This window comes from Bifidobacterium sp. MSK.17.10 (assembly GCF_019129655.1).
Lineage (GTDB): Bacteria > Actinomycetota > Actinomycetes > Actinomycetales > Bifidobacteriaceae > Bifidobacterium > Bifidobacterium adolescentis.
Genome location: NZ_JAHOJD010000001.1, coordinates 99539 through 118691, shown reverse-complemented (window position 1 = coordinate 118691; position 19153 = coordinate 99539). Strand labels below are relative to the sequence as shown.

Here is a 19153-nt window from a genome sequence, read left to right as displayed (position 1 = left end):
GTGGCAATGGCCGCGTAGCTCAGTTGGTTAGAGCGCCGCCCTGTCACGGCGGAGGTCACCGGTTCAAGTCCGGCCGTGGTCGCTGGAACAGCGCAAGTTGTTCATGGCTCTGTAGCTCAGTTGGTAGAGCGAACGACTGAAAATCGTTAGGTCAGCGGATCGATGCCGCTCGGAGCCACCAGATACACCCCGGAGCAATCTGGGGTTTTGTTTTTCTCGCATATCTTTTCCGATTTACCTGCGTGATTTCCGCTCGTTTTCCAGCACAAGCGCCATCCGAACCATATCGGCGAAAGACATACGCCCATTACCCCCAACGAAGGGGGATGTTCTGTCCCCTCTGTTGCTAAACTATGGTGCAGGTAGACAAGGGGTTGACGGCTGTACTGTTCCATGATGTTGACCTCTAAACGGGTGTATCCCTGGGGTGAGGCGAGTGGAGATACTGTTAATCGGCAACACCGACTTCGTGACGAAGCAGTGGATCGAGCACACGTTCCCCCAAGACAAGGTGGTGGTGGCCCTCCGCAAAGGTACCGAATCCAGCGGCGAGGATCTCAAAATCATCGACATGCCCGACCGTGACGCCGTGTCGGAAGTGTTCTCCAACTACGAATTCGATCGAATCGTCTACTTCTCCGAAGATCTGACGCCCCGCAGCGAACGTGACGGCGACCTGGGCTACCTGCGCCGACTGCTGCACACCGTCCGCAATCGCAAGGTCCAGATGCTGATGGTGAGCGGGCCGGAATCGGAATTCACCTATCCGCAGGAAACGGACGTGCACGAGACCAGCAAAAGCCTGATGTCGCGTGCCGGCGAAGAGCTCGGCCTGTACTATGCGCGCACCTACGATCTGGAAGTGAAGATCGTGCGCTGCCCCTATCTGTACGCGCCGCAACGCAATGGCGTCACCGCATATTTCAACGGCTTGTTCGAACAGGCACAAGCGGGAGAACTGCGCTTCCATGAACGCGCCGAACAACGCACCTGCTTCCTATGCGCCGACGATCTGGCCGAACTTATCTACCGCATATTCGACGACTGGACCGCCGACAGCGAGCTGTTCCACGTTCCGAACGTGTTCGACTTCACTTACGGCGATTTGGGAACGCTGATCGCGGGATATTTTCCGGGAACGAAGGTCGTATACGGCGAGGACCGTCCGCAGGCATACCCCGCCGACGACCACGAATTGCGATTGCGGTACGGCTTTTCGCCACGATACTCGCTTCGCGAGGATTTTCCGCACGTCATCGAAGGCTGGTTGAAGCTCCGCGAGAACAAAACCGACAAGCATCCGGTATGGGATTTCCTACGCAGCCACAACAAATGGTGGACCGTGCTGGAAATCATCGGCGCGTTCCTGCTGACGGAATGGCTCCGCACTTTTACACAAGGCAACAGCCAGCTGGAAACCGTGGACCTGCGATTGCTGTTCGTGGTGATCGTCGGCACCATCTACGGGCTGCATGCCGGCGTGTTCGCAGCCGTACTGGCCTGCGCCGGCGTGGCCATGTCCTACGCGTCGCAGGGCGCGTCCTTCGCCCCGTTGCTCTACGACACATCGAACTGGCTTGCCTTCGTCATTTATTTCGTGGCCGGATCGGTATGCGGCTATGTGCAGTCGCGCAACCAGGAGAGCGTGAGGTTCGTGCGCGACGAGAACGGGTTGTTGCGCAATCGTCTGGACTTCCTGCGCGGGCTGTATCAGGATGTGCTCGACGACCGCAGACAGTTGCGCGACCAGATCATCGGCAGACGCGACAGTTTCGGCAAACTGTACGCCGTGACCCGAGAATTGGACGAAGTGCAACCGCAGAAGCTGTACCATACGGCGATCCGCATCATGCAGGAAAGCCTCGATAGCGACAGCCTCGCCATCTTCCGAGTGGACAACAGCGGACAGTTCGCCCGTCTTGTGGCGGCGAGCCCACGGTTCGACGTCGGCAGCTTCCGCTCCGTACGCGTCTCGGATTACGGTGAAATCATCACCGCGCTGGAACACAACGGCATATGGGTGAACCGAACGTTAAAGGACAAATTCCCGATGTACGCCGTCGGCGTGCGTGACCGTGGCGAACTGGCCGTGATCATCACCATGGGAGAGGCCAAACCGGACCAGATGAACCTGTACTTCCAGAATCTGTTCAGCATCATGTGCGGTCTGGTCGAATCGGCCATGATCAGGGCCTTCGAATACGAGGACGTGGCGCGCCGGTCCATGCTGGTGCCGGGAACGAACCTGCTGAAGCCAGAAGCGTTCCTGCCGAAGGCGCTGGCTGCCAACGACCTCAAACACGACCATATGGGCGACCATCTGCTGCTCAAAGTCGAATGCGAGGGAAACCTTGAGGACGTGGACTCCCTGCTGATGCAAAGCATCCGCCAGACCGATGAGGCCGGCATGCTGACGGATGACGGCGTGTATCTGCTGATGAACCAGGCGGGGGAGAAGGAACTGCCGATCATCCTCAAACGTCTGACCCGTTCCGGCTTGCACTGCTCCTACGTTCCGCAGACCCAAGAGGATGCCCTGCTTTCCGAAGCCCAATCGCATATCGCGCAAGCCGACGATGGGGGTGAAAGCTGATGGGGTCGACGACTATCGCCGCGTTGATCATCATCGCCGTGCATCTGTTGGTCTGCATGGCGCTGTGTCTGCTGCACCACGTCGGAGTGCTGAAAGTCGATGGACTGCTGCTCCCGTTCATGGCGTTGATTCCCCTATGGGGGCCGTTGAGCGTGGCGCTCATGCATTCGCGTGCCGTGCTTCGTGGGGGACGACGGATTCCCGCCGGTCTGCAGGAACTGAAGGTCGAGGATCGGGAACAACGCAACATTCTTGTGGACGACCGTACGGATTGCGCCAACACCGTGCCGTTGGAAGAGGCGCTGATCGTGGACAATCCACGGCAGCGTCGTAATCTGATGCTGTCCATTCTTAACGAGAATCCCGGCCAATACGCCAATCTGCTCTCCCAAGCCCGTCTGAACGAGGACGTGGAAGTCGTGCATTACGCGGCCACGGCCATGGCGCAGATCAGCGCGAAGGAAGACATCGCGTTGCAGCAACGCATGGAGGAATACGAGCGGAACCGCGATTCGGACGAGGCGCTCGACCGGTACCGTGAGGCGCTCGAACACTACTTGAAATCCTCCATGGAACAGGGGTATGCCAGAACGTTGCAGATGCGCCGATACGCCGACCTGCTCGCCGAACGGCTCAAACGGCATAACGACTACCGCACCGTATGCTCGTTGGCGAAGACGCAGATGGATCTCGGTTCGTTCGATGCCGCGTCTCGCACCATCGAAGCGGCGCTGTCCGCATGGCCGCGTCAAGGTGATGTCTGGCTGATGAAACTGCGATTGGAAGCCGCACGTCACGATGGCGAGGCGGTGCAACACACCGTCCGGCACATCAAGGACGACCACATCTACCTTGGCGGCCGAGGCCACGACATCCTGCGATTCTGGCTCGGCTACAAGGAGGCTGGGCGCGCATGATACGTTCCGCATGGCGCATATGGAAGCGCTTCCGTTGGAAAAACCTGGTCCGCGTGTGGGCCGTATTCATGGCCATCGCCTTGGTGCTGTTAGCGCAAACCTTGGGCATCCACTACGGCGCGACGAAATTCACTTTGAAATACATGGCTCGTAACGAGGCCATTCCGGCCCAGAACGCCATCATGGGGCAGCGCGCCACGAACCTGATGCTCGTGGATAGTTCCCAGGATGGTGTGGACGAGGCCGAAGCCATGATGAAACAGGTGCTGCTCGACATGAAAGTGCCGACCGCCACCGTGGATCTGGCCAAAACCGATCCCGACGACATCCCCTCATTGAATCGGTACCGCACCGTGCTGATCGTCATGCCGGAACTTGATTCGCTGGGGGATGAGCTGGTGTCCATCATGAGATGGGTTGAAGGCGGCGGCAACATGATGCTTGCCATGACGCCTGAAAAAACAGGCTATCTGGACGCGATCGGGCCTCAAATCGGCATCGAATCCTCCGCATACGACTACGTGATGACCAAAGGCATCAAGCCTGCCAGGGACTTTATGCTGGGTGGCGGGCACACCTACATGTTCAGTGGCCCGTTCAAATCGTCGTTGAGTCTGAACCTCAATGAGAAGGCCACCGTCGAAGCGGTCAGTGCCAACGGCCATACGCCACTGATCTGGAGTGCCGATGTGCGTTCCGGACGAACCGTGACCTGCAATATCGGCATCTATGGCAAGGTGGTGCGCGGCTTCTATGCCTCCGCGTTCAGCCTGCTGGGTTCCGCCACGGCATACCCGGTCATCAACAGCGCCGCGTTCTATCTGGACGATTTTCCATCTCCGGTCCCCAGCGGAGACGCCACCTACATCAAACGCGACTACGGCATGAGCATCGCCGACTTCTATTCGAAGGTCTGGTGGCCGGACCTGACCAAACTTGCGGAACGCTACGGTATTCGGTTTACCGGCGTGATGATCGAGAATTACGGGGACGATACGAAAGACGCTCCCGTACGGCAGAAGGACGAATCGCATTTCAGCTATTTCGGCGGACTGCTGCTCAAACAGAACGGCGAAATCGGCTACCATGGCTACAACCATCAGCCGCTCGTACTGCCGAACACCGATTATGGCGACGAATACGCGTACCATCAGTGGCCGAATCGCAAAGCTGTCGTCGCCTCGCTGCGCGAGCTGATCGCATTCCAAAAGTCCGTGCTGCCGGCGGCCACAGCGTCGGTATATGTGCCGCCGTCCAACATCCTGTCCAAGGAAGGACGGCAGACAATCGGACGAGACGTGCCCGAAATCCGCACCATCGCCAGCACCTACCTGCCAAGCGACAGCAAACTGCCTTACGTGCAGGAATTCGGTGTGGCCGATGACGGCATCGTCGAGGCGCCGCGCATCGTCTCCGGCGGCATGGTGGGAGATTACATGCGGCTCGCCGCAGAATCCGAACTGAACATGCATTTCGTCAGCACCCACTTCATGCATCCGGACGACATGCTCGACCCTGACCGTGGCGCGAAAGAAGGCTGGGCGGTCTACAGAAAAGGTCTTGAGAACTATCTCGACTGGCTTGAAGCGTCCGCACCGTTCATCCGCATGCAGACAGGCACGGAATGCGCGTCCGCGGTGCAACGCTTTTCTGGACTGACTGTCAAGATGAGGGAATCCGCCAATGAGTGGGAATTCGACTTGGGCAATTTCAAGGACCAGGCTTGGCTGCTGCTCCGCGCGAACCATGGCACGCCCGGCAGAATCCAAGGCGGAAGCATGATCCGGATGACGGGGAATCTGTACCTCATCAAGGCCACGGACTCCACAGTGCACGTCGAACGCAAGGCTGGAGGCGCGGCATGAGAGTCTGCCTGGTATTGGAAGGTTGCTACCCGTACGTGCATGGAGGCGTGTCCACATGGATGCACAGCTACATCACCGCCATGAAGGAACACGAGTTCGTGCTGTGGGTGATCGGCGCGAAAGCCAAGGACCGTGGCAAATTCGTGTACGACCTTCCATCCAACGTGGTGGAAGTGCATGAGGTGTTCCTCGACGACGCGTTGCGTCTGAGCGGTGAACATGCGAAAGTGATCTTCACCGACGAGGAAGTCAAGGCACTGCGTGAGCTGGTGAATCTGAGCGATCCCGACTGGGACGTACTGTTCAACCTGTTCCACAACAAAGGCGTGCATCCGCTGTCGTTCCTGCAAAGCAACGAATTCATCGACCTGTTTACGAAGATCTGCATGGAGGAATACCCGTACGTCGCCTACGCGGATGCGTTCCACACCGTGCGATCCATGCTGCTGCCGGTGCTGTACCTGATGACGGGAGAAGTGCCGAAAGCGCAGATCTACCATGCCATCTCCACCGGTTATGGCGGCCTGCTGGCATGTTTGGGCGGCAGTATCAACCACGCACCCGTATTACTAACCGAACATGGCATCTACACGCGCGAACGCGAGGAGGAGATTCTTTCCGCCGAATGGGTTGCGCCCGCGTTCCGGCAACGGTGGATCCGTTTCTTCGCCATGCTGTCACAGGAGATCTACCGTAGGGCATGGCGTGTGACCAGCCTGTTCGGCCGCGCTCGCCAGACCCAGATCGACATGGGCGCTCCGGCAAGCAAATGCCTGGTCATTCCCAACGGCATCCAATACGAACGGTTCTGCGACATTCCGCTCAAGCCTGAGGACGGTTGGGTGGATATCGGCGCCGTGGTACGTCTGGCTCCCATCAAGGACGTGAAAACCCTCATCCACGCGTTCAGCGAACTGTCGAACCGCGTGGACAATGTCAGGCTGCACATCCTCGGTGGTGTGGACGACCAGGACTATGCCGACGAATGCTATGAGCTGGTGAAACAGCTTGAAGTGAAGAACCTTGAATTCACCGGACGCGTGAATGTGGTCGAATACATGCGCAAACTGGATTTCACGGTGCTGACCAGCATCTCCGAAGGCCAGCCTCTGTCGGTGTTGGAATCGTTCGCGGCGGCCCGCCCTTGCGTGACCACCGACGTGGGCTGCTGCCGTGAACTGCTGGAAGGCGAGGAAGGCGACGACCTCGGCGTGGCCGGCTTCTACGTGCCTCCGATGTACCGCGAGGGCCTTGCCCGCGCCATGGAACGCATGTGCGCGAGCCGCAAGCTGCGCGAAGCCATGGGCCAAGTGGGACGCGAACGCGTGAAAACCTACTATCGGCATGAGCGCATGCTTGACGAATACCGTGCGCTGTATCTCGATACCGCCGACCATTACGGGTTGGAGCACTGATATGGCGGGAATCGGATTCGAACTCAAGAAACTGTTCCACCGCAAGGGCCTGGTCGCCATGGTGCGCGCCTACGGTTATGCCGGTGTGATCTGCACCGGACCGATGCTGCTGGGCATCCTGCTGCAGTTCGGCGTGCTGGCGGTCAGCGGTTGGTGGCACGTGCCCCGCGCGGACCAGAATCTGCTGGTCTGCATGATCACGTACACGCTGCTCGCCTCATTGGTGTTGACCAGCTTCCTGTCCATGCCGGTGACGCGTTTCCTTGCGGACATGCTGTTCGAACATCATGAGGAGACCATTCTTCCATCGTTCTGGGGATCCACGACCCTCATGCTGGCGGTGGGTGCGGTGCTGTACGCGGTGTTCCTGCTGTTTTCCGGCGCGACCCTCATGCAGGGGTTACTCTGCCTATGGCTGTTCCTGGAAATGATCGTCAATTGGAATGCGATGAGCTATCTGACGGCCATCAAGGATTACCAAGGCATCATGTGGTCGTTCGTCGCGGCGGTGGTCGTGGCGTTCCTGTCCGCATGCGCGATGATGGCGCTGGGCCTGCCGCAGGTGGAAAGCCTGCTGGCCGCAGTGGCGTTCGGCTACGGCGTGATGATGGTCTGGGACGTGGTGCTGCTGCACCGGTATTTCCCGCAAAGCTCGGAAAGCCCGTGGACGTTCCTCGCATGGCTGGACCGGTTCCTGCCGCTCGCCCTGACGGGACTGCTGACCACCCTCGGCTTGTTCTCCCACTTGGTGATCACCTGGTGTGGTCCGCTTGGCGTGCATGTGAAGGGACTGTTCTACGGTGCCCCCTACTATGATGTGCCCGCATTACTGGCGTTCCTGACGATTCTGATCACCACCGTGAATTTCGTGGTGTCGGTGGAAGTCAATTTCTATCCGAAATACCGTGCCTACTACGCGCTGCTCAACGACGGCGGCACCGTGAAGGACATCGTGGTGGCCGAACGCGAGATGCTCGCCGTGCTCAACCGTGAGCTGTACTACACCGCGTTGAAGCAGCTGTTCGTCACCGCGGCGGTCATCTCGTTGGAAAAGATGGTGTTGGGCGTGCTGCCGCTCGGTTTCAACGATGGCATGCATGGTTATTTCCGTGTGCTGTGCGTCGGATACGCCCTGTACGCGGTCGGCAACACCGTGCTGATGATTCTGCTGTATTTCACTGATTACTTCGGCGCGGTGTGCTGCGCCGCGATATTCGCCGGGTCGGCCACGGTCTTGACTGTCATTTCGCAGTTCGTTCCGGTCACGCTGATGGGATTCGGCTTCCTGCTGGGCGCGTCGGCGTTCCTGCTGGCCGCGGTCGTGCGATTGGCGGTGTTCACCGACAATCTGCCGTATCGTGTGCTCGGCGCGCAGCCGATTGTGGAGACCGAAAAGCGCGGATGGTTTACGAAACTGGGCGAAGCGTTGGACGAATTCGGCGAACGGCTGCATGGAACTTTCGGACGGAAGGAATCATGAGGGAAAGCGTGGAAAGCATGGAAAGGAACGGACGAATGACGATGGGTAATCGGCCGTGCGGCCGCAATGCCATATTCAAATGCGTGGCGATCATCGCCACGGTCGTGACGACGTTCTCCTGCGTCGCCTGCGGAAACGCTGCGGACAGTGGTTCCACGGCAGACAAATCGGCGGCGCAATCGCAAGGAAAGCATGAAAAAGTCAAGAAAAGCGCCACGCAGGGGCTTGACGGCGCGCATCTGCGTGACAACGACTCGCTGTACAAGGTGTATGACGACAGCGGTGTGGAAACCATGTATCTGACGGTCTCGCGCGGCAACAAGTCGGAAGGCAGCGACCACAGTTGGAGCGAAATCAACCAGTATTCCGTGGATGATTACGCGGCCATGCGCACCAACCGGTACCAAGTCAACGGTCTGCTGCAGGTCGGCGACGAACAGGGGCCTGTATCCGGCGAACTCGGCTACGGTGAAAAAGCGCCGAACGCCACCGTGCAGGTGCGCGGCCAGTCGTCCAGTCTCAATAAGCAGAAGAACTACAAAATCGAGCTGAAAAGCGGCAAAGGCAAATGGCGCGGGCAGCGCACCATCGCATTGAACAAGCATATGGGCGAAGGGCTGCGATTCCGCAACAAGATGGCATACGACCTGATCCGCGGCATCGACCAGATGATGGGACTGCGCACGCAATTCGTGCACCTGTACGTCAAGGACGAAACCTCCGGTTCCAACTCCTTCGACGACTATGGCCTGTACACGCAGGTGGAGCAGCTCAACAAAAGCGCGCTCCAAGCGCACGGCCTCGACAAGAACGGCCAGCTGTACAAGGTCAACTACTTCGAATTCCAACGCGACGCGGACGTGATCAGACTCGCCGACGATCCCAAATACAATCTGTCGAAATTCGAGGAGAAGCTGGAGGTCAAAGGCAACAGCGACCATACCAAACTCATCGCCATGCTCAACCAGCTCAACGATTATTCGGTGCCGATGAGCAGCATCCTCGGCAAATATTTCGATACGGAAAATCTCGCATACTGGATGGCGTTCCAGCTGCTGACCGGCAACACCGACACGCAGAGCCGCAACATGTACCTGTACAGCCCTACGAATTCCGACACCTTCTATGTGCTGGACTGGGACAATGACGGCATGCTCATGCGCAAGGAGAACCAGATCCGCAATATCTCCACCGGTTCCAGCTGGGAGCAGGGAGTCAGCAACTATTGGGGCAACGTGCTGTTCAAACGCTGCCTGCAGACCAAATCGTTCCGCGACGAACTCGACAAGGCCGTGAAGCGGGAATACCGCTATATGAGCGCAAAACGCATCAATACGATGGTGGACCACTACGAGTCCATCACCAGGCAGTATTTGTGGAGGACGCCCGATTCCATGTACGAGCCGCTGACGCGCGCCCAGTATGACGAAGTGGCGGGGCAGCTGCACGACGAGGTCGCGCAGAACTACAGGATCTACAAAGAAAGCTTCGACAAGCCCATGCCGTTTTTCATCGACGCTCCACAGGCCGCAGACGGCAAACTCAAATTCAGCTGGGACACCTCGTACGATTTCCGTGGCGAGGATCTGAGCTACGACGTCACCGTCGCCAAGGACTATCTGTGTGAGGACGTCATCTTCTCCAAAACCGATCTGGCATTGCCGGAGACGGTGACGGACCTGCCAGGCGACGGACAGTATTTCATACGAGTGCGGGCGCGCAACGCCTCCGGCAAGACGCAGGACGCCTTCGACTACTACATGACCGACACCGGCAAGACGTACGGCACGAGATGCTTCTACATCAAATCCGGGAAGATAGTGGAGGATGTCAATGCGCGGTGATGGCGGGGCGTCGAAACTGCTGGAACGGGTCCGCCGTCGTGTCGGCGAGGAGCTTTCCATGCCTCCGCGCCGCTGTGAGGAACATTACCGGCATGAGCTCAAGTATCTGATTTCGTACGGGCAGAAAGCCGATCTGAACTTGCGTTTGGCTCCGTTGCTTGAACAGGACAGCCACGCGCGTGGCGGCTGCTATATGATTCGCAGCCTGTATTTCGACGATTATTGGAACACCGCCTACCAGGAGAAGGTGGACGGCGTGCTGATGCGCAAGAAATACCGTATCCGTATTTACGATTACAGCGACCGCGTGATCAAGTTGGAGCGCAAGCGCAAGCGCGACAGCTGGATATACAAAGAGGACGCGTCGCTCACGCATGGGCAGTTCGATCGGATATTGGCCGGCGACGTCGGATTTTTGGAACACAGCGAAGAGCCGTTGTGCCGGGAATTCTATGTGGAATACATGAGCAATGTGCTGCGGCCGCGGGTGATCGTCGATTACGAGCGTGAGCCGTGGATCCTCGACGCGGGCACGGTGCGCATCACCTTCGATATGAACGTGCGCGCGGCGGTGGATGGATTCGACGTTTTCGACCGTGGTCTGCCCACTCTGCCGGTACTTGAGCCGGGCAAGCTGGTGATGGAGGTCAAATTCACCGAATTCCTGCCGCAGATCGTGCGTGACATTCTGCCAGGCAAGGCGCAGGAGATAACGGCCGCCTCGAAATACGTGCTGTGCTATGACAAAGCCTCGTATCTGCGGGGTTTCGACTACTGGCAGGAAGGCTGGAACGTGCCGAGCGTGTGACTTGAGCGCACCGGTCGGACGTATCGCGGAAGACCGAAAACAGACGGACGAAAACGCGCAGCCGAAAACATCGGCAATCGTAGAAAACGTAATAACCGAACAATCGCAAAAGAGAAAGCGAAACCATGAGCGTAAACGACATGATCAAGAAATCGGTGCTGAACTCCTTCAGCCAATACAACGTGCCCAAAATGGCGCTGGCCCTGCTGGTGGCGCTGCTGGTGGGCATCGTCATCTACTGCGTATACCGGCGGTTCTACACGGGCGTCGTGTATTCGCGCAGCTTCGCGGTGACGCTGGTGGGCATGTGCGTGCTCACCTGCATGGTCACATTGGCCATCAGCACGAACATCGTGATCTCGCTTGGTATGGTGGGCGCGTTGTCCATCGTGCGTTACCGTACCGCCGTGAAGGATCCGATGGACCTGCTGTACCTGTTCTGGGCCATCACGTCCGGCATCGCGGCCGGCGCGGGCATGTATCTGCTGGTGGTGGTCGCCGGCGCGGTGATGATTGGCATGCTCGCCCTGTTCTATTCGCATCAGGACAAGGGCCGCGTGTACATCGCGGTGATCCATTACGCTTCCGACGCGGTCGGGGACGACATCACGCGCGCGTTCGGCCGCACGAAGTTCTTCGTCAAATCCAAAACCATGCGTGGCGACCATGTGGAGATGGCCGTGGAAGTGTTCTGCGACGACAAGGACATGACGTTCGCCGAGCGGATTCGTGCCATCGAGGGTGTTGAGGACGTCACCCTGATACAGTACAACGGTGAATATCACGGATAGGACGTGGTGACAGGAAGGAATCTGTTTGGCTGACACACCGGAAATGGGCAGGACGCCGTCCACCGACGAGCTTGTGCCGGAGCTGACGTTCGACGAGATCGACCGTGCGTTCGACAACAACGAGTTCTGCTTCTACCTGCAGCCCAAATGCAATGCGGCTACGGGTGCCATCGTCGGTGCCGAGGCGCTGGTGCGTTGGAACCACCCCAAATATGGTGTGGTATCTCCGGGCAGGTTCGTTCCCATGCTGGAACAGGCCGGACAAATCTCCCGACTGGACGTGTTCGTATGGCGTTCCGTGGTCCGGATGCTGGCACGTTGGGAACGTGAGGGCCGCAATCTGGTGCCGATTTCCGTGAACGTCTCCATGGTGGACATCGACCAGATGGATGTGGCGGACACGCTCACCGGACTGCTGAACGAATACGATGTCGACGCTCGGCTGCTCCAAGCGGAAATCACCGAAAGCGCCGTGGCCAGGAACCTGTCCAAAGTGGAAAGCACCATCCGCAAGCTGCATGCGGACAACATCGCGGTGCTGATGGATGATTTCGGATCGGCGTATTCGTCGCTGAACATGCTCAAGGACATCAACGTCGATGTGATCAAACTTGACATGAAATTCATCGACCTCGATGAGGACAATGCCAGCAAAGGGCTGAAAATCGTCGAATCGGTGGTCAACATGGCCAGAAAGCTGCGACTGCTGGTCATCGCCGAAGGCGCACAGACCAAACAGCAGGTCGACCAGCTGCTGTCCGTGGGATGCCGGTACATCCAAGGGTATTACTTCCACGAACCGCTTCCGGTGGGACGGATGGAGAAGCTGTTGGCCGAACGTCCCGACGACCGGCATTTCTGGGATATGTCAAACGATTTCATGCATGGCAGCTATGTGCCCGTCAACGGCCGTACCATGCTTGAGACGTCCGCGCTCGCCGCCAGCACCTTCGAGATTCTGGCCAATGGCATGGCGGAACTCTCCCGACTGAATGTGAAGACGGGCGAGTACCGCGCGGTCAAACGCGATGGCATACTGCCGACGCCGGAAACCGATGATTTCGAAACCTACGTGCAGACGCTGATCGCCGAACGCGTGGTGCATCCGGACGATGCCGACAGGTTCCGTGCTGATATGGATCTGGCTTCGCTCCGTTCGCTGCTGTTCTCGCAGAAATCCGCGTTCGGAGTGTACCGCAGTGAGGTGCTGGCCAGAACCGGCATGATCTCCTTCGCGGTGATTCCCTCACGTGAATGCTCCGAAAGCGATCCATGGGCCGTGGTGATGGTTGGCCGGAACCTGCCGATAGAGTCCTTTGTCCGGTTGAACGGCGAGGAGTACCGACGGGATTCATTGACGGGGCTGCTCAACCGCAACGCTTTCGACGATGATGTGGAATTCATCCAAGCCACCCATGACAAGCCGTTGACGGTGATGTACATGGATCTGATTGGCCTGCATGAGATCAATAATCATTTGGGTCATGCCAGAGGCGACGTGGTGCTGTGCGAGCTTGCGGACGCGGCGCGCGCCTATTTCGGCGACGATAATATCTACCGCATCGGCGGCGACGAGTTCGTGATCATCAGTTTCGCCCATTCGATGGCGCAGAGCGCCCGACAGATGGGATATATGCGTCAGGAGCTGCTTGATCACGGTTGCGAGCTGTCCGTGGGCATGGCCGAATCCGATGACGGCGAGGATATTCCGGATCTGGTCAACCAGGTGGAAAACGAGATGCGCAAGGACAAGAAGCGCTACTACGCCAGCGGCAGCGGCAAAAGGCAGTTGCGCACGTTGAACAAGCAGCTTGAGGACATCCTGGTACGCAACAAAGACATGGAATCGTTGCTGCAGCATTTGAATACACGGTATTCGATCGCTTATGTGGTCAATCTGCGTGCCGATACGCAACGGCCGGTCGTGGTTCCCGGCTATGTGCAAAAAATGCTTGACAAACATGGCGGTTCCTTCCACGAGATGCTGCTCGACTATTGCGACAAATTGGTGGCGCCGGCCTACCGGGACGGCTTCCGCATGCTGTTCGACTATGATTACGTCCGCGACCGGATATGCAGGGAAGGCGCTATACGGTACGCCTATGTCAGAAACGACGGCGAACGGTTCCTGATTACGATTTTCCCCGACACCCATTCCGTGGACGAGGTCATGTGGGTGTTCGCCAAAGAAGACACGCCGTCCGAAGAATAGGATTTCGGGCATCGGACGGCATGCTGTCCGGTTTTGCCGGTGTTGTGGGATATTGACGAAAAAAATGTGTGTCGTGGGTGCTTCCTCGCATGGAAAAGGGCTTATGATGAAACCGTTGGCCGCGGCAATGGATGCCGTGGTCTTCGCTTGAACACACAGTCGCTTAAAGGAGAGCACTATGGTCTATCGCATGATTTTCAACCAGACCGCGTATTTCGGCCGCGGAGCCATCAAGGAGATTCCGGGCGTCGCCAGGTCCCATGGCTTCACCAAGGCGTTCATCGTCACTGATCCGGTGCTGCTGGAGACCGGCACCGTCAAGAAGGTCACCGACGTTCTTGACGAGGCGGGCATGCCGTATGAGGTGTTCGACAACGTCAAGCCGAATCCGCCGGTCGAGTGCATCCAGGATGGCGTCGCCAAGTTCGCAGCCTCCGGAGCCGACTTCCTGATCGGCCTGGGCGGTGGTTCCCCGCAGGATACCTGCAAGGGCATCGGCATCGTGACTGCCAATCCGGAATTCGCCGACGTGCTGTCCCTTGAAGGCGTGGCCGACACCAAGAACCCGTCCGTGCCGATTTTCGGTGTGCCGACCACCGCTGGCACCGCATCCGAAACGACCATCAACTATGTGATCACTGACACGGCCAACAAGCGCAAGTTCGTGGCCGTCGACCCGCACGACATCCCAATCGTCGCCTTCGTGGATCCGGACCTGACCGACTCCATGCCGCGCGGCCTCAAGGTGGCCACCGGACTCGACGCCCTGACCCACGCCATCGAAGGCTATATCACACCGGGCGCGTGGAGCCTGTCCGACTGCCTGTCCATGCAGACCATCCGCATGATCGCCAAGAACCTCGCCAAGAGCGCCGATGGAGACATTCCGGCCGGCGAACAGATGGCCTACGCCTCCTACATCACCGGCATGGCCTACTCCAACGTCGGCCTCGGTCTGGTGCACGGCATGGCCCACCCGCTGGGCGGCCGCCTCGGCGTGGCGCACGGTGTGGCCAACGGCATCCTGCTGGCCCCGGTCATGGAATACAACAAGGACTACACCGGCGAGAAGTACCGTGACATCGCCGACGCCTTCGGTATCGCCGACGCCTACACCGGCGACATCGAAACCGTGCGTGAAGAAGCCGTCCAGGCGGTGCACAAGCTCACCGTGGATCTGAAGAACCCGACCAAGATCTCCGAAGTTGGCGCCACCGAAGCCGACCTGGAGCCGCTGGCCCATGACGCCTTCCACGACGTGTGCACGCCGGGCAACCCGCGCCAGGCCACCCAGGAAGACATCCTCGCCATCTACAAGAGCCTGATGTAGGTCCGACTGCGGTAGGCGCAATCGCAAAACCGCAATCGTAAAAACAAAACGGACGGCATCGATCGCATGGTCGGTGCCGTCCGTTCGCTATCCGCGGAAAATACGCCGCGAATAATCGCTATACCTAATCGCTATTCCTCGTGCTTCTCGCTCCACTCCTCATCAGTGGGAGTGTCGTCATACAGCTCGTGGCCTTCCTGTTCGGCCAATTCCATCTGCTCGTTGATCCACGCGGCCTCGGCCGGATTGATATCAGCGGTGTTCAACACCTTCTGCCACACCGGATACAGCAGATGCATCACAGGATATAACGCGGTGATGAGGATTTCCGGCTTGTGCTTGCGGTAATGCTGCGGATGCGCGTTGAACGTGTTCTTGAAACGGCGCATATAGTTGAGGAACGATGCCGGAGACGTGTCCATACGACGTGCGCTGATGCCCGCGATCATCCGCGGACAATACACGGTCTTGAGGTCCTTGCCCAACAGATGCAGCGAGATGTCGATGTCCTCATGCATCACATCCGCCTTGTCTTGGCAGACCTCGTCGGCGATTTCGCGCCAGGCGGTGGCGCGCAGGGCCATGTTGGAACCGAACAGCAGAGGTTGCCCATCATCGGCCCTATAAATACGTTTGCGGGTGGAATTGTCCCCGCGAAGCCCGAAATGACGGCTCGGCAAATCGTAATACATCACCGGACCGGTGGCGCCCATCGCATCCGGATCCTCGGTGAAAATGCCGGACACCACCTCCACCCAGTCCGGGCGGATCATGCAGTCGGCATCGAAACGGCCAAGAATATCGCCGGTGGCATGATTCAAACCATAATCACGCGTTGGAATCAGACCCTGCTCATCATCCTGATGCAGCAGCTTCACCGGCGCTTCCGGATGGTCCTTCATGAACTGCTCCACCACGGCAACGGTCGAATCAGTGGAACGGTTATCGACGACAATCACCTCATGAGGCATCACGGTCTGCCGGGTGGCGTTGAGCAGGCAATCGTTGATACGCTCCTGTTCATTCCAGGCGGGGATGACAATTGAAACGTTCAGCATGGTTTCAAGAATAGGTTCCAGCCCGTACACGGTGCCTGTCTACAATAAGGAGCCATGAGCGAACGCGAACAGCATATGGATACGGACAAGAGGACGGGAACGTCCGGACAGTGCGGCAATACCGACGAAATGCGTTGGGATCTCGGCACGCTGTTCCCTGCGAAAGGCGATCCACGCAGACCTCCGGAATGGCTGGGTCGCGCGCTGCTGTACATCGCCATCGCCATCGTGCTGCTCTCCTTCTGCTGGCGCAGTTGGGGCAAAATCGAATACCTCATCATCGACGTCGTTATCTCGCTGTTCCTGGCGCTCGCCGTGGAGCCGGTGGTGATTCCGCTGGTCAAGCATGGCTGGAAGCGTTCGTTCGCTTCGATTTTCGCGTTGCTGATGTTGGGTGTCCTGCTTTGCGTGATGTTCGGTCTGTTCGGCAATCTGTTCGTGCAGCAGGTCATCGCTTTGTGCAACGGTCTGCCGGCCCTCTACCAGCAGATCTGCGATTTCGTGGCGCAATACACGGATTTCAAGCTTCCTGAGATCAACAGTCTCGGCGGTGAGATTCTGAAGAACATCCAGACCTCGTGGGTCACGGATTTCGCGGGCACCGCCATCAGCACGGTGTCCGGATTCTTCAGCTTCCTGCTGAACCTCATGACGGTGATCATGACCACGTTCTACATTTCGGCGGCCGGCCCGAAGCTGCGCCGCGCGGCCTGCCAGTGGATGGCTCCCTCCGCGCAGCGCCGGTTCCTGTTCGTCTGGACCGTCAGCCAGACGCAGATCTCATCGTTCCTGTTCTCACGTGCCATCCTCGCCGTGCTCAACGCGTTCTTCACCTCGATCTGCCTGATGGCGTTGCACGTGCCGTATTGGATGCCGTTGGCGTTGTTCTGCGGCGTCGTATCGCAGTTCATCCCGATGCTCGGCACGTACATCGGCGGCGCGTTGCCGGTGCTGTTCGCCTGGGGCAGCTGTGGTTTGTGGCAGGCGATCGCCGTGGTGGCGTTCATCTGCGTCTACCAGCAGATCGAAAACCTGATCTTCGCGCCGAAGATCTCCCGCCGCACCATGGACGTCAACGATGCGGTCGCCTTCCTTGCCGTCCTGGCCTTCGGCTCGCTGTTCGGCGCGATCGGCGCGTTCCTGGCGCTGCCTATCGTCGCCTCGATCCAGACGATCGCCCGCACCTACACCAAGCGGTACGATCTGGTCGATTCGCCGCTGATGGACGATCCGGTTCCGGACAAGAAGTCGAAGCTGGTGGAAGGCGCCGAAGTCATCAGCGAGCACCTGCACGCCGTGCCGCGCGCCGTGCAGGGGTCGAGCGCGCATGTGCCGATTCCCGACGACGTGCGCTTCCTGCAGGAGCAGGCGTACAATATCACTCGGTCCGACGAGACCGGGGATGCCGACGAATCGCAGACCGTCGCCATTCCGAAGCACGTGTTGGACGGGGTCGATCGCAAGCCGCTGCGGGGAACCGCGGAAGCGGACGGAGCGCAGACGGAAGCCGGACCGCAGGTAGCGGACGGGTCGCAATCGCAGGGAACGGATGACAATCCGAGAAGTAGGTGGCGTTAATGGTATTGCTGAGCGTACTTGATGTCGTGCTGGTGGTTTTGGGCGGCGCCGGCATGCTCTACCAAGCGGTCTGCATCGTCATCTCGCTGTTCGCCAAGCCGATCAAGTTCCCCGAAGCGCCGATGAACAAACGGTACGCGGTGCTGATTTCCGCGCGAAACGAAGCGAACGTCATCGGCAACCTCATCGACTGCCTGCATTCGCAAACCTATCCGAGCGAGCTCATCGACATCTGGCTGGTGGCCGACAACTGCACCGACAACACCGCCGAAGTGGCCCGAAACATGGGATGCCACGTCATCGAACGATTCAACAAGGAGCAGGTCGGCAAAGGCTACGCGCTGACCTATCTGCTCGACCAGATGAACGAGTCGGGCGCATCCGACCCGTATGACGCCTTTTTCGTGTTCGATGCCGACAACAAACTCGACAAGCACTACATCGAGGAAATGAACAAGGGCTTCCAAGCCGGTTTCAAAATCCTCACCAGCTACCGCAATTCCGTGAACCTGTCCGACAATTGGGTGTCGTCCGGTTCCGCGTTGTGGTTCATCCGCGAATCGCGCTTCGTTTCCGCCTCCCGCATGTGGCTCGGCAACAGCTGCCACGTGGGCGGCACCGGCTTCATGTTCTCCCAGGAGATCATGCGTCGCAACAACGGCTGGAAATTCCACCTACTCACCGAGGATCTGGAATTCACCATGGACAGCGTGCTGCACGGCGACCGCATCGGCTACTGCGGCACCGCCATCCTGTACGACGAGCAGCCGGTCACCTTCGCGCAAAGCTGGCGTCAACGCCTGCGTTGGAGCAAGGGATTCCTGCAGGTGTTCCGCTATTACGGACCGGCGTTGATCAAGCGCGCGGTCAGGGAACGTGATTTCTCCGCCGTCGATTTCACGCTGCTGCTGTGCCCGTTCACCGTGCTCGGCATCGCACGCGTGCTGTTGGGCATGCTGTTCGCCGCCTGCGGTTTCGTGACATGGCAAAGCCAGCTGAATTCGCTGACCGGCTGGACATCCGGCATTGTGATATCGGTGATCGGCATGATGGGACTCGCCGCATTGACCATCGTGGCGGAACGCGATCACGTGGGCGCCACCAACAAGGAGCTGCTCGCCTACGTGCTGGCCTTCCCGATCTACATGCTGAGCTATGTGCCGATTTCGTTCCAGGCGGTGTTCGCCAAGTCCGAATGGAAGCCGATCGAGCATAAGGGCTGAGGCTTGCCCGCGGCGGTGTGAACGGTCATGAGATGTTTC

The 19153-nt window shown here is 58.7% G+C and carries 13 protein-coding genes and 2 tRNA genes; 14 read left to right on the top strand and 1 reads right to left on the bottom strand.

Annotated elements, in window-relative coordinates; genetic code table 11:
- Positions 1–8 precede the first annotated feature (8 nt).
- The 12 genes from KSX58_RS00450 (at position 9) to fucO (ending at position 15255) form a co-directional block, all read left to right on the top strand.
- Positions 9–82, top strand: a tRNA-Asp gene (locus KSX58_RS00450).
- 23 nt (positions 83–105) lie between these two features.
- A tRNA-Phe gene (locus tag KSX58_RS00445) sits at positions 106–181 on the top strand.
- Between the two features lie 255 nt (positions 182–436).
- Positions 437–2593 (top strand): NAD-dependent epimerase/dehydratase family protein, encoded by a 2157-nt coding sequence (locus KSX58_RS00440; RefSeq protein ID WP_237976399.1) that lies wholly within the window; start codon positions 437–439, stop codon positions 2591–2593.
- Positions 2593–3510 (top strand): hypothetical protein, encoded by a 918-nt coding sequence (locus KSX58_RS00435; RefSeq protein ID WP_217735853.1) that lies wholly within the window; start codon positions 2593–2595, stop codon positions 3508–3510. The genes KSX58_RS00440 and KSX58_RS00435 overlap by 1 nt, the downstream gene beginning before the upstream one ends.
- The gene (locus KSX58_RS00430) at positions 3507–5375 is read left to right on the top strand and encodes a DUF2194 domain-containing protein (RefSeq protein ID WP_117642735.1); all 1869 of its coding nucleotides are present in this window, start codon (positions 3507–3509) and stop codon (positions 5373–5375) included. The genes KSX58_RS00435 and KSX58_RS00430 overlap by 4 nt, the downstream gene beginning before the upstream one ends.
- Positions 5372–6790 carry a GT4 family glycosyltransferase PelF gene (pelF, locus tag KSX58_RS00425; RefSeq protein WP_055309006.1) on the top strand — a complete coding sequence of 473 codons (1419 nt, stop codon included), beginning with the start codon at positions 5372–5374 and terminating at the stop codon, positions 6788–6790. The genes KSX58_RS00430 and pelF overlap by 4 nt, the downstream gene beginning before the upstream one ends.
- Before the next feature lies 1 nt (position 6791).
- Positions 6792–8270, top strand: coding sequence for an exopolysaccharide Pel transporter PelG (gene pelG / locus KSX58_RS00420; RefSeq protein ID WP_151912252.1), 1479 nt, complete (start codon positions 6792–6794; stop codon positions 8268–8270).
- Between the two features lie 35 nt (positions 8271–8305).
- Positions 8306–10114 (top strand): CotH kinase family protein, encoded by a 1809-nt coding sequence (locus KSX58_RS00415; RefSeq protein WP_237976400.1) that lies wholly within the window; start codon positions 8306–8308, stop codon positions 10112–10114.
- Positions 10104–10922: a polyphosphate polymerase domain-containing protein gene (locus KSX58_RS00410; protein ID WP_117762425.1), complete on the top strand. Its 819-nt coding sequence runs from the start codon at positions 10104–10106 to the stop codon at positions 10920–10922. Before KSX58_RS00415 ends, KSX58_RS00410 begins: the two co-directional genes overlap by 11 nt.
- 125 nt (positions 10923–11047) lie before the next feature.
- On the top strand, positions 11048–11713 hold the full coding sequence (locus KSX58_RS00405; protein ID WP_034524510.1) for a DUF4956 domain-containing protein: 666 nt from the start codon (positions 11048–11050) through the stop codon (positions 11711–11713).
- 25 nt (positions 11714–11738) lie between these two features.
- A complete protein-coding gene (locus KSX58_RS00400) occupies positions 11739–13925 on the top strand; it encodes a diguanylate cyclase (protein WP_217752019.1) in 2187 nt (728 codons plus the stop codon).
- Positions 13926–14103: 178 nt separating this feature from the next.
- Entirely contained in the window at positions 14104–15255 is a 1152-nt protein-coding gene (gene fucO, locus KSX58_RS00395) for a lactaldehyde reductase (protein ID WP_003808254.1), read from the top strand.
- Between the two features lie 131 nt (positions 15256–15386).
- Here the strand turns inward: fucO and KSX58_RS00390 are convergent, their stop codons facing one another.
- Positions 15387–16313: a glycosyltransferase family 2 protein gene (locus KSX58_RS00390; RefSeq protein ID WP_003808256.1), complete on the bottom strand. Its 927-nt coding sequence runs from the start codon at positions 16311–16313 to the stop codon at positions 15387–15389.
- A 54-nt stretch (positions 16314–16367) separates the two neighbouring features.
- On the opposite strand from KSX58_RS00390, the gene KSX58_RS00385 reads away from it, so the two are divergent.
- Together KSX58_RS00385 and KSX58_RS00380 are read left to right on the top strand one after the other, a co-directional pair.
- Positions 16368–17891 carry an AI-2E family transporter gene (locus KSX58_RS00385; RefSeq protein WP_003808259.1) on the top strand — a complete coding sequence of 508 codons (1524 nt, stop codon included), beginning with the start codon at positions 16368–16370 and terminating at the stop codon, positions 17889–17891.
- Entirely contained in the window at positions 17891–19114 is a 1224-nt protein-coding gene (locus KSX58_RS00380; protein WP_003808260.1) for a glycosyltransferase family 2 protein, read from the top strand. Before KSX58_RS00385 ends, KSX58_RS00380 begins: the two co-directional genes overlap by 1 nt.
- Positions 19115–19153 lie beyond the last annotated feature (39 nt).

Coding starts and splice junctions, on each gene's coding strand:
- KSX58_RS00430 (WP_117642735.1), top strand. CDS start 3,507: ATGATACGTTCCGCATGGCGCATATGGAAGCGCTTCCGTTGGAAAAAC.
- KSX58_RS00415 (WP_237976400.1), top strand. CDS start 8,306: ATGACGATGGGTAATCGGCCGTGCGGCCGCAATGCCATATTCAAATGC.
- KSX58_RS00405 (WP_034524510.1), top strand. CDS start 11,048: ATGAGCGTAAACGACATGATCAAGAAATCGGTGCTGAACTCCTTCAGC.
- KSX58_RS00385 (WP_003808259.1), top strand. CDS start 16,368: ATGAGCGAACGCGAACAGCATATGGATACGGACAAGAGGACGGGAACG.
- pelG (WP_151912252.1), top strand. CDS start 6,792: ATGGCGGGAATCGGATTCGAACTCAAGAAACTGTTCCACCGCAAGGGC.
- fucO (WP_003808254.1), top strand. CDS start 14,104: ATGGTCTATCGCATGATTTTCAACCAGACCGCGTATTTCGGCCGCGGA.
- KSX58_RS00410 (WP_117762425.1), top strand. CDS start 10,104: ATGCGCGGTGATGGCGGGGCGTCGAAACTGCTGGAACGGGTCCGCCGT.
- KSX58_RS00390 (WP_003808256.1), bottom strand. CDS start 16,313: ATGCTGAACGTTTCAATTGTCATCCCCGCCTGGAATGAACAGGAGCGT.
- pelF (WP_055309006.1), top strand. CDS start 5,372: ATGAGAGTCTGCCTGGTATTGGAAGGTTGCTACCCGTACGTGCATGGA.
- KSX58_RS00380 (WP_003808260.1), top strand. CDS start 17,891: ATGGTATTGCTGAGCGTACTTGATGTCGTGCTGGTGGTTTTGGGCGGC.
- KSX58_RS00435 (WP_217735853.1), top strand. CDS start 2,593: ATGGGGTCGACGACTATCGCCGCGTTGATCATCATCGCCGTGCATCTG.